This is a genomic window from Fulvivirga sedimenti (assembly GCF_020328055.1).
In genome coordinates, this window is the sequence record NZ_JAIXNE010000004.1 from 488,099 (window position 1) to 499,515 (window position 11,417).

Annotated in this window: 10 protein-coding genes; 3 read left to right on the forward strand and 7 right to left on the reverse strand. The window is 45.1% G+C overall.

Going from position 1 to position 11,417, the window contains the following annotated elements; genetic code table 11:
• Nucleotides 1-171 precede the first annotated feature (171 nt).
• From LDX50_RS20140 to LDX50_RS20150, 3 genes are all read right to left on the reverse strand, one after another.
• A complete protein-coding gene (locus tag LDX50_RS20140) occupies nucleotides 172-708 on the reverse strand; it encodes a DsrE family protein (protein WP_225698004.1) in 537 nt (178 codons plus the stop codon).
• A gap of 30 nt (nucleotides 709-738) precedes the next feature.
• A complete protein-coding gene (locus tag LDX50_RS20145; RefSeq protein WP_225698005.1) occupies nucleotides 739-1,086 on the reverse strand; it encodes a putative quinol monooxygenase in 348 nt (115 codons plus the stop codon).
• A 210-nt stretch (nucleotides 1,087-1,296) separates the two neighbouring features.
• Entirely contained in the window at nucleotides 1,297-1,665 is a 369-nt protein-coding gene (locus tag LDX50_RS20150; RefSeq protein ID WP_225698006.1) for a hypothetical protein, read from the reverse strand.
• Nucleotides 1,666-1,783: 118 nt separating this feature from the next.
• On the opposite strand from LDX50_RS20150, the gene LDX50_RS20155 reads away from it, so the two are divergent.
• Nucleotides 1,784-2,692 (forward strand): alpha/beta hydrolase, encoded by a 909-nt coding sequence (locus LDX50_RS20155; protein ID WP_225698007.1) that lies wholly within the window; start codon nucleotides 1,784-1,786, stop codon nucleotides 2,690-2,692.
• A gap of 171 nt (nucleotides 2,693-2,863) precedes the next feature.
• Nucleotides 2,864-3,640, forward strand: a complete 777-nt coding sequence (locus LDX50_RS20160) for a hypothetical protein (RefSeq protein ID WP_225698008.1) — start codon at nucleotides 2,864-2,866, stop codon at nucleotides 3,638-3,640.
• 58 nt (nucleotides 3,641-3,698) lie between these two features.
• Here the strand turns inward: LDX50_RS20160 and LDX50_RS20165 are convergent, their stop codons facing one another.
• The 4 genes from LDX50_RS20165 to LDX50_RS20180 form a co-directional block, all read right to left on the reverse strand.
• A complete protein-coding gene (locus LDX50_RS20165) occupies nucleotides 3,699-5,618 on the reverse strand; it encodes a DUF3604 domain-containing protein (RefSeq protein ID WP_225698009.1) in 1,920 nt (639 codons plus the stop codon).
• Between the two features lie 160 nt (nucleotides 5,619-5,778).
• Nucleotides 5,779-6,303 carry a hypothetical protein gene (locus tag LDX50_RS20170; RefSeq protein ID WP_225698010.1) on the reverse strand — a complete coding sequence of 175 codons (525 nt, stop codon included), beginning with the start codon at nucleotides 6,301-6,303 and terminating at the stop codon, nucleotides 5,779-5,781.
• A 17-nt stretch (nucleotides 6,304-6,320) separates the two neighbouring features.
• Nucleotides 6,321-6,779, reverse strand: a complete 459-nt coding sequence (locus LDX50_RS20175; protein WP_225698011.1) for an ankyrin repeat domain-containing protein — start codon at nucleotides 6,777-6,779, stop codon at nucleotides 6,321-6,323.
• Nucleotides 6,780-6,914: 135 nt separating this feature from the next.
• Nucleotides 6,915-10,292, reverse strand: coding sequence for a HEAT repeat domain-containing protein (locus LDX50_RS20180; protein ID WP_225698012.1), 3,378 nt, complete (start codon nucleotides 10,290-10,292; stop codon nucleotides 6,915-6,917).
• A gap of 180 nt (nucleotides 10,293-10,472) precedes the next feature.
• On the opposite strand from LDX50_RS20180, the gene LDX50_RS20185 reads away from it, so the two are divergent.
• On the forward strand, nucleotides 10,473-11,414 hold the full coding sequence (locus tag LDX50_RS20185; RefSeq protein ID WP_225698013.1) for a hydrogen peroxide-inducible genes activator: 942 nt from the start codon (nucleotides 10,473-10,475) through the stop codon (nucleotides 11,412-11,414).
• The last annotated feature ends 3 nt before the right edge of the window (nucleotides 11,415-11,417 follow it).

The following is an 11,417-nucleotide window of genomic DNA, read 5'->3' on the forward strand; positions in this document are numbered from 1 at the left end:
AAAAATCGAGGCAAGTACTCTCCCATACTTGTGTTGATGCCGGGCAAAAGCTCAAACAGATTACCGTCGACAGCTTCCAGGAGCTCTTCAATTTATAAATATGCAATAACTTCTCCATTTTACTCAATCGTACTTATAACATTGACTATATAATTTTCAACCTTCCCAAAGTTACAATACGAACAACTTATAACCTTTACCCATCAGATCGGTAGTGGCCGTAAATCTGGATACGGCCATTTTGATACCCGGATATATGTCGCCGGGAAGCAGGTTTTGCTTCATCATGGACTGACCGCAGACGATAACCTGAATGCCGTTTCTTATAAGCTCCTCAAGCAGGGCGGCGTTCGGATTTGTCTGATCAAACCGTTGACTGTAGGTTGCGTCAGCCATCGCAATTGCAGTAGAACTGGAATAAACCACGATGGCCAGTTGAATATTTTCTCTGGGTACTCCTGCGTAAATGTGGAGATTATACATCCGGGCAGCGTAATCCAGCATATCGGCTACCTGGGTCTTGTCGGAATACCTGTGCCCCAGCTCAATCACAAATTTGTACTGCGCCGCGGGATCCGGTTTTTCGGCCTCAAAAGGGACCGGGTTCACTCCGCCATATCCCTGAACAGCCGGAAATACGATCTCCTGGGCCTGGGAAAGAGCAACTGAGAAAATTATCAGAAGGAGAAGAATAAAATGTTTTTTCATAGGATTATGGATGGTTCCGGGTACACCGTTTTAATTAATACCTGCGGCAAATTCATAATATGTGATATTCATTCCTTCCAGCGCATTTTTAAGTTCCTGGGTAGGACTTCCGAATATATCAAAAGACATATCACACAATTCAAATAACGCAACCACCAGTTCTCCCAGATTGGCAATATGCTGGAGGCCCGCTTCTGCATTAATATAACGCTCATGAACTATGCATACGGTGTTGTTTTCATTAAAATACCAATCGTATTGTAATGTTCCCTTATCCTTTTGTTTCACCATTTCAATACAGGAATGGGCCAGCGTTTTAAACTCATCAATTTTTCCTGGCTTAATATTCAAATGGGCGATTACCTGAATCTCTGTCATTATTAATAAATTAAATGTTAGTGATGGGTGCGTAAAAATAAATGTGGGACTTAAGATTCATTAAAAATATAAAAAGAGATAATTTTTAGTTCTTACAGCCAAAACCTCTCCGGATTTTTAATCATACTCCCCAAACCCCCTTGCTTAGGGGTAAAATAGTCACCTATGCGGACAGACCAAAATCCTTCTTCAGTTTCGTCATTGCCCCGTCTATTCATGCAGCTTGATCCACTCAACAGAATCCGCCGTTGTAAATTTAAAAACCAGCGATTTACTGTTGAGGGTCCAGAATCCGAGATTTGATTCATCGATAACATAATAAATATACTCTCCATTCGTCCTGTCGGGCTTTCCCAACAAATCAAGGATCTGTGTTTTCGAAAGCGTTCGAAGCGAATCACTGTATAAGACCTCCATATACATTTCTTCCCGAAAAGGATAGTTCCCTTCCCTTTTCATCTTCCATTTCTTCCAATCCAGGCCCACCTCCGTAACCGTTTCAACCGAAGATTCCGTTTCCCGATCGCTGCAGGCGATCATTCCGAACAAAAAAAGTATCACCAACACACTGTTTTTCATGAGTAGAAAATAGAAAATTTTATCAGTATTAATTCGTAATGCCCCTTCTTTCTGAATAAATTCTTCCCGATCACATCAAATGTTTAACTATTACGTAAAAAAAGGAAACCCTTCCATCATGATCATACGAACATTAGTCTTATTCTTTTGCAGCCTGCCCTGTTTTCTTCTTGCGCAAAGCAGGGAGTTTAACGACCTCCCCTACATTAACGGGCTACCGGCTGAAGACAGCCTTCGCCGGTTAAACCTTGTAATTCCGCAAAATGTGAAATCTCCTGCCCCGCTTCTTATCTGGATCGGAGGCGGCGCCTGGTCCTATGTCGACCGAAATGTGGAAATGGACCTGGCCCGTAAAATTGCGGAAGAAGGAATTGCCGTGGCCTCCATCGGCCACAGGCTCAGTCCGGCCACATGGCGCGACCCCTCCCTGAATTCGGGCATACAGCATCCCGCACATATGCAGGACCTCGCAGCTGCCGTGAAGTGGCTGTATGATCATGCAAGAACCTACGGTATCGACAAGAGCAATATATTCATCGGCGGCTTTTCTTCCGGCGCACATCTTGCAGCGCTCATTACCATGGATCCGGATTATTTAAAGGCCGCAGGATTACCATCAGACCTGTTCAGGGGTGTGATCCCAATTTCCGGGGCTTTCGACCTGGTGGACTACTACAACGCATTGTTAAACAGTGACAGACCTGAACTTGCAGAACTTCATGTTCAGGCCGTATTCGGACCAAACAAACAAGATCTGATCAGTGCCTCGCCTGTTACATACCTGGATAACCTCTCAATACCTATGCTGCTTATAAGCGATATAACTGTGCAGAACTATACACGCCTCTTTGAAGAGAGGATTCAACAGACAGATTTTCGCAACATCCAGGTAATCTATGCAAATACACTGACCCATGCTGCGCTGTGGAAAAACATGTCTTATGAAGAGGAAAGCCCATACCGCAATTATGTAATTGATTTCATCCGCCAGAATTACCGGGATCACCCGACATCAATAGCTAAATAACATCAGCATAGCCTGAATTATTTAAGAACAAACAGCAAACGGATTTGATTTTCACAATCAGCATTTCATGAAGTGAGTGTGATTGATTTGTTGAAATTATTAATCACAAATAATCTTCTGATAATCCAGAGATTTAATTATCTTATAATACCAATCAAACTATTAACAATCATGAAAAAGTTATTCACCTTATGCCTGGTCATCTTCATGGCATCCAGCATGTTTGCCCAGGACTTACCTTATCTCGTTTTTGAATTCATGAAGGTTGAAGACACAAATGGGGGGGATTATATGGAAATAGAGACATTCTGGTCAAAAATTCATCAGCAACGGGTTGCGGACGGGACTATTGACGGCTGGGATTTATGGTCCCTAACCCCGAATGGTTCGGATCAGGGAGCACAATACCTGACTGTTACACTGTATTCAAGCCTTGAAAAAATGATGACACCAATGAGTGAAAGTCAGATACGGGCATACGCAAAAAAAGCCCACAATATTTCCGACAAAGATCTTGATGCCATGATGAACAAAACCGTGGCAAGCCGAGACATTGCAACACAATTATATATGAAGGAAATCTCAGCTACCATTAACGGTCCGGAAATGAAAGTGGGCATCTACGCAACGCTTGACTTCATGAAAGAACTGGATGAAAATTATGAGAAAATGGAAGAAAGTATCTACAAAGTCTGGCACCAGCAGGCGGTGGATGCAGGTGAAAAAATGAATTGGGGACTCGTTCGCGTAATCCTTCCTTCCGGATCTGAAACCTATGCTACCCACATAACTGTGAGTATGTTTGAGGATCTTGCTCAATTGGTGAATGACATTGAATCTCCGGTAGACCCTTCGGATTATATGGGCATGATGGCTGCATCAAGTGGAATTCAAACCAGGGATCTGCGACACAGAAAAATCGCCCAACTGATCATGATGGTGCGTTAAAATTCTACATATATAAAAAAAGGCGAATCTCAGTTCGCCTTTTTTCTTTTCAGCACTTTCATTCGGGGTTGTACCAAATCGGACTTGTATAAGCCCTTTCCTGCTGGATTGTTTTGGCACCTTCCGGAATGTCGATGCCAAACCGGAATGCATCATAAACGACCCATCTGGGGGTTGGTATTTCCAAAACCCGCACATAATAAAATGCTTCCATATCAGGGTCGAAATCCGGATCAGTCCATACGGTTCCCAATTCTGAAGCACCTATGGTATTAGTCCAGTTCGCAGATTTTAAATCAACAGTATTACCAACAGGAGGTAGTTCGCCGTTCTTATTCAGTTTGCGGTCTCCGGACCAGGCAACATTATACACTTTTTCATGTGTATTGCCTTCTTTATCCATCCAACCCTTTATGATTTGAATACGATCCAGGTTGGCTCCGAGCGGATCCCTCAACGCATAGACCATGAATGTTGGTGATTTCGAACCTGAAAATGCAGGGAGGTCTCCTCCCATTGGAACACCTTTTTCATATCCCCGTGTCGCCGGTTGCCTGCTGTTGATATCATCATTTGTATAATCCCATCCCCCAAAAAATCTTACGATCATTCGGGTTCCTGTGGTAGCATACACTTCCTTCCGCTCCATCGCATCCCAAATAGCTTCCCGGGTATTTTCGGAGGCCCAAACTGCAGCACGGCCAGAGGCGGTAAGCTCATACCCTTCATATGCTCCTTTATCCGTTTTGGCAAACGGGTGAATCATCCGTTTCGTTGAAGGTTCGGCATTGGCCGCCTTGCCGAAAAAATTATCCTCCTCGATAGCCGACAAGGATGTATGGGAGTCGGTTGATCCCACCATGCCAAATTTATAAGGATTGGTACCGAATTTCGACTCAAGTTGTAAGCCCATTTTTAATGCCTCACGGGCATATTCATGTTTCAGCATATCATTTGTCTTGGCTTCACTTAAATCAAGGTTTCCGGCATCCCATGTCTCATAATCCGCAAAGGCATCTTCGGGAGACAAAAATGGATGTGCTTCCCCATCACCTTTAATCTGAGTTACCTCATAAAGTGGTTCCCACTTATGCCTGCTCTCGACATACATCTTATCGAGTTTCCTTCCTGTAAACTGAGCGTCAAACGGGAACATTGTACCGTTGGACAAATTTCCGTTATGAGCGATAGCAAGTGCCGATCCTCCCGTTTTGCTTTCATAGTTCTCCAGCCACTTGTACAATTCAAGAACATCCGTACTTCCAAAGGGTGCCTGCGTCACCATCGGGACGATCTGAGATGCCCGGTTGCCATTATCCCTCAGAATAACATTCCGGTGCATATTATTTCCTTTATTCAGAGAAGTCCACTCAAAGCCAATAAGAGTCGTGAACTTTCCCGGATCATTGTATTTTTCTGCCATTTCAATACAATCTTCCCAAACGGAAGAATAAGTGGCCGAACCTGGTGAATAATCGGCCAGCAGCTTCTGGGAAATCTTTCCCTGTGCAAACGTCGTAATCAAATCCAGGGCCGCAGAGGCAGCCTCTTCACCGCCCTTCTGAAATCCTTCATACCACTCCTTACCTTTTGCGTCGCTCAAAATATTTGGAGCACCCCTCGATAAATCTGTCGCAAAACCCATCATGTCGGAATGATCTGCAATAACTACCCAATCCAGTGGCCTACCTAACCGGACCGGAAGTCCGGTCGAGGAAATCACCTCTTCCCCCCTGCTGAAACGGTATGCCTCCTCAAGGCCAAGCACGTTGCCAAATAGACCGGCATCCGGTGATAATGCAGTGTGCAAGTGAGAATCACCCCAAAACACCTGGGTGGGATAACCCCGCTGGGCATAGGGTGAATAGGTTTTACCCGGATACAGACCGGATAACGATTCTTTTGACGGATGTATCTGTGAATAACAAACAGTGATCAGAAACATCGTTGACAGAAATAATGAGGCTATGAATTTCATATTTATAAAGGATTAATGGTAGGTTTTCACACTTTAACCGTGACAAGCCTAAGTTATACCTCATTGAATGAAGTTCCAATGACATGAATCAGCTATACGATAAAAATAACCCTGAACCCGGGTTCGAAGGGATGAATAAGAACAGTTAAATTCGAATGAACTAATTAACAGGATATTCTTCCAGGTAATTTCTCGTAAGAGCGCCAGGAATGTGAGGTACCGGGTCAGCGTACTTCGGAGTTGTATCCTCCAGATCGAAAATTTTATGGATGCCTTCGTTCTTGATGTATTTCTGACATTTGATTAATGCCTTTGCCAGGCGATGTCCTGACCTTCCTGAAATTGTTCTGCGAAGGCTCTCAACATAGGGATTAAACCATTGCTTGTTCGCACTCAGATAGATCAGACGCACAAAAAAAGCTTCGAGCGTGTCCTTCTTGGTCGTGGTTTGAAAAAAGGATCTGCGAAAAGAAGAACCGTCCGTTACGTTAGCGTACAACTGCCAGAGGGCAATGATCTTTAGGTTATGGTCTTCAGATCCCTGATAAATAATATCCGACCTGTATCCCGAGAAAATGAACAGCGCATCAGTACCCAGGATAGCATTCACGGCAGATTCAAACGCACGAATCCGGTTCTGCGGAATTGCCAGCAAGCTGGCATTAGTGCCCTGAATACTAACCATATACATAATAATCTTCTTTATTGAAGTAACTTGATTATTTCCTGATTGCCTTGCTTTTCAGCGAGTCCCACAACCGATATGCCGCTCGCATCCCGGACAGACCGATCTGCATTATGATCAAGCAATAACCTAACCATTTCTATCTGGCCAAAATTAACAGCGAAAAACAATGCCGATGCGCCGTTTCCATTCTTAAGATTCACATCGGCCCCCTTTTCAATCAGCAGTTGTCCAAGCTCAACATTCCCCTTGAAACATACACCCATCAATGCGGTATTGCCGGATGCATCCTGCGCGTTCACGGCCGCTCCATTATCGATAAGATAGGAAGTTATCTCGGGTTGTCCCAGATATGTTGCTAAAATTAACGGACTGAACCCCCTGGCATCCACCTGATTAACACTTGATGGATCGGTAGTTACCGCCTGTTTAACAGCTTCTATCGATGTTTGCTTAATCGCCTCAAATAAGTTCATACTCTGATTCTTGTAGTTAAAACATCCTCAGAATCACAATGTTCTGAAAATCCCGATGATATGAAAATGCGATAATTTAATTTTATTAAAATTATATACTCATAAGATCTTGTTATACATGAATATGACTGGTTCCTATTCCAGCCGGCTAAGAAATTCCAGGAGATCCCGGATTTCCCTTTGGGATAATAACAGTCCCATTGGAGGCATACTTGATGGAAGATTAGTTCGTTCACTGATTCTTTCAGAGGCAATATGAAGCGGTTCAGCCTCATTTGTCTTGAGTATTAACTCCGTATCATTCTCCTCCATCAGAATACCGGAAACCTTCTGTCCATCTTTCAGCGTGAGCGATACTGAACCAAATCCGGGCGCAAGACGTGCGCTGGGTTCAATGAGTGCCTCAAGCAGCTGTTCCCTGGTCAGCTTAGAAGCAATTCCACCGAGTTTAGGCCCAACATCTGAACCTTCACCCCGAATTACATGACATCGGGTACATTGGGCTGTGGCATTATAAAAGAATATCTGTCTTCCCAATCCGGCATCTCCGCCATATAAGGCCGCCTGAAAAGCTTCAACCGAAGTCTTATCCGTTGATTTCAATCCCTCAACTTTGGCCATTAATGCAGGATCTTCCGATGTCTCAACTGCTTCGAACACATCAAGAGTTAAACTCGGGTCAAGTTTACCAGCAACAAGTTGATCTGTAATGGTTTCCAGAATTGGTAAACTCTTTTCAGAGGGCATTTTACCTAACACCTTCAGTAATTGCTGCTGTTCTTCCAGTGAACCTTTCTGAAAAACCGGCCTTACAATGGAAGGAAGTGCTTCTGCAGAAACATCCATCTCATCTAGCAATCCTAGCGCCGCAGTTCGCACCCTGCTGTCGGCATCATTCATGCCTAAGCGTATCAGTGATTCCATATCCGAATAATTCAGTTCATGCAGGCTTTCAAGCGAGGCCGCGCGTACCTCAGGTGATGCGCCCGATTTCATCAGTATTGCCAGCTGTTCATTGAAATCAGTAATGTTCAACCCGCGCAGCATATCGATTGCCGCGATCTGAACCCGCGTGTCAGCAGCATCAAGAAATTCATCGGCAACCGGAATAATTTTTGCCTGAATGATCGCCGGATCGCGCTCGATAACTCCCCTGAAACGGCCATCTACACGATCTAGTACAGAGGGTGACGACCAGGTTCCGAGTGTGGCAAGTGCCTCCGCCCGGATCACCGGGTCAACATCGCTTCTTCTGGCAAAACTGATTAGCATATTCAATTCTTTTTCACCTCCCACGCGTAACGCAGCGTTAATACTGCGCCTCAATAATGGCTCGGAAGTAAAACGGGTTTCTGCAAGAATCGAAGCCAGTGCAGGAAGTGCCGCCTCAATCGAAAGATCATCATTGATGGCCCGGGCTGCTTCTGTTACAAGATATTCATCCGGGTCATCCAGGAACAATGCCACCTGCTCATCCGCCAGACGTCTGAGCACAAGCACTGCAGCAATGCGAAGCGCACGGCTGTCACTATCCTTCAGGGCAACGACGGGCGCCACCTCCCCGATCCTGCTTAATGCAAGTACTCCGGCATGTCGCAGGTAAATATCTTTGTCATCATTACTGTGAAGCATGGAAATCAATTCAGGAATGGCTTCTTTGTTGCCGATGCGGCCGATCCCTTCAGCCGCGTAAAAGCGAACCCTTGGATTTTCATGTTTCAGCAGACCCGTTAGCACGGGCCCCGCTTCTGTGTAGCGAACGTCACCCAATACCTTGGCCGCTTGTGCGATTATTTCAGGGTCTGAATCATTCAGGTATTCCATCAAAGGCGCGGCATATTTCACATCCTGCCTGCCCAGCTGACCAAGGCCCCAAATACCATGAATCCGCTTCAGTTGTTCGGTTTTTTGCTCAATTGCTTCTTCCAGGGCATTGGAATCCTGTCTTCTGACCAGCTCAAATTGAGCTTTTTGCCTGATGCGCATATCTGCATAACCCAGGAGATCTGATAATTCATTATCGTCAACATCTTCATAGTCCAACTGCATCAGGCGAAGCGTCTCGGCCCTTTCATCGGCTAAATCATTAGCAGACTCATCCACGTCAATTTTCCATACCCGTCCGTAATTTTTTGTATTCCAGCCATTAATCCAGTCAGCCGCGTACAGCGCACCTTCAGGCCCGAATTTAATTCCGGTAGGCAGTATCCCCGAGATGACCTTCTTTTCCTGCTCCAGCTTAAAGCTGGCACCTTCGGGCTTTAACGTGAATGCCCAGATGGCCGACCGGCTGGGATTCCCGACAAATTCAACCAGGAAAAAATGATCTTTCCAGGATTTACCAAGCGCCGTTCCCGGGTTGAAAATCATCCCCGTAGGTCCGTTATGATAATTCTGAATAGGCGGAATGATGTAGGCTGCCTGCCCTTCCCACCTGGGTTGAAACAGGCGCTCATTCATCCAGACCTTATATTCATTATTCTTTGGATCGGTATACTTTCCATATTGCCAGTTAGACCGCCAGCCTGCATCTGAGCCCTCTACAATATGAACCAGTCGTTCACTCTCTCCGGGATGATCCCCATCATTGTCTGAACTGATTATATTTCCGTAGGCATCAAAGACAAATTCATGTGTATTGCGTAACCCTTTTGCAAAAACCTCAAAATTGCTTCCATCCGGTTCCGATCGCACGATAACCCCTTCATTCGGGTGCGGAAGATGGCGCCCATCTACTGTGGTGATGTCAGCACCAATATCCCCGATACCGTAATATATCCGTCCGTCCGGACCTTCCACAGCACCTGACATGCCATGGCCGCCGAAACCGATATGTACTGCAAACCCATCGGATATCGGGGTTTTTGAATCCAGCACTTCGTCATCATTGGTATCTTCCAATCGCCACATATTGGGACCAACTCCAACAAAAACATCTTTATCACGCACGAGCAGTGCACCAGCAACATCGGTGATTTCATCATGAAAATCACTCAGAATGCGCTTTGACACCTCAGCCACACCATCTCCGTCTTCATCACTCAACTTCCACACTTCTTCTTCCTCCACTGCCAGGTCTTTCCAGTCATGGGATCCGTCATTATTTAAATCTGGCAACCACTCATTTTCATTGCTTTTTTCCGGGGCAAATGTCTGATGCAAAAATTCCCGGCGGTCTGCAACACTTTGAAGGGCAATCGATGCTGTCATCCAGTCCTGATGCCCGCGAATATCAAATTCGGAATTCTTTTGTCGGTTGGTTCTCGTCAGATAAACGTTTCCCTCATCGTCGATCGACATCGCTATCGGATCGGGTGCAAGTGAATCCGAAGCCCACAGGCTGATGTTTAGTCCGTCGTACAACTCGACCGGTGTAGCTGCCTCAATATCCCGGGCGCGCTGAACAGCAGTCTCGGCGTCTTCCCGTATGGTATAGGGGGTTTCCTTTGGTGCCTTTGTTTCACATCCCGCAATCAAAACAATACCCAAAAACCCAAAAACAGATGATTTCATGTGGTTGAAAAATTTCATTGAAATGTCATTAATGAACAACTAAAATATACAAAAATAAAATGCCCTCGTACCAACCTTACACAAACGGAAAATAAGTAATAGTTTTTAACTAATTCCTGAAACCATTAGAGGCTCCAATAAGTAATTTTAATTAATTTTATACCGTAATAAGATTCAATTATGACCTTCACTCAATTGCAGTATGCTATCGCATTGCAGCGATACGGGAGTTTCAAGCTGGCGGCCTCCAAGCTGGAGATTACCCAACCGGCCTTAAGCCTGCAAATCAGCAAACTGGAACGGGACCTCGAACTTTCACTTTTTGATCGCTCACACTCTCCAATTAAGCCAACTACAGAGGGTTATCAGTTTCTTCTAAGGGCGCGGGAGATTATTGGTCAGATGGAAGAATTACACGCGTTTGCTGCAGGATTCACTGAAAAGGTCTCCGGGAAACTAAAAATAGGGATCATCCCCACCCTTGCTCCCTTTCTCGTTCCGTTGTTTGCAGATTCTCTCCAGCTGGACCATCCCGGCATATCACTGGACATCCATGAGCAAATTACAAATCAGGTGGTACACGGAGTACGGCATGGAGATCTGGATGCCGGGATTATTTCCACGCCGCTGCAAGTAAGCAATATTGCAACCATCCCATTGTTCTATGAGAAGTTCATGTTTTACACGTCCGATAAAACGCAGGATGGAATCATCCGGCTCTCCAGTGTCGATTACCAGAAACTATGGTTGCTGAATGAAGGAAACTGCTTCAGGGATCAGATCAATAATTTCTGCAACCTGTCGGAAATACGCAAGAACAAGTCATTCGTATACAGAAGCAATTCGATAGATGCACTAATCCGGATCGTTGACACAAAGGGAGGCTATACCATATTGCCGGAACTTACCACGCTGAGCCTGTCAGAAGAACAGGAAGAGAACCTTCGCCCGATTGCAGATAAACCCTTTGCACGGGAAATCGGACTGATCACCCGTGTAAAAACCAACAAACAAATCCTGATCGATCAACTCGCAGATTGTATCCGTACCAATATCCCCAAACCCATGCTTTCACCAAAGGGCCTCTCGGTGGTTGATCCGGATATACATCTAGACGAATAAGCC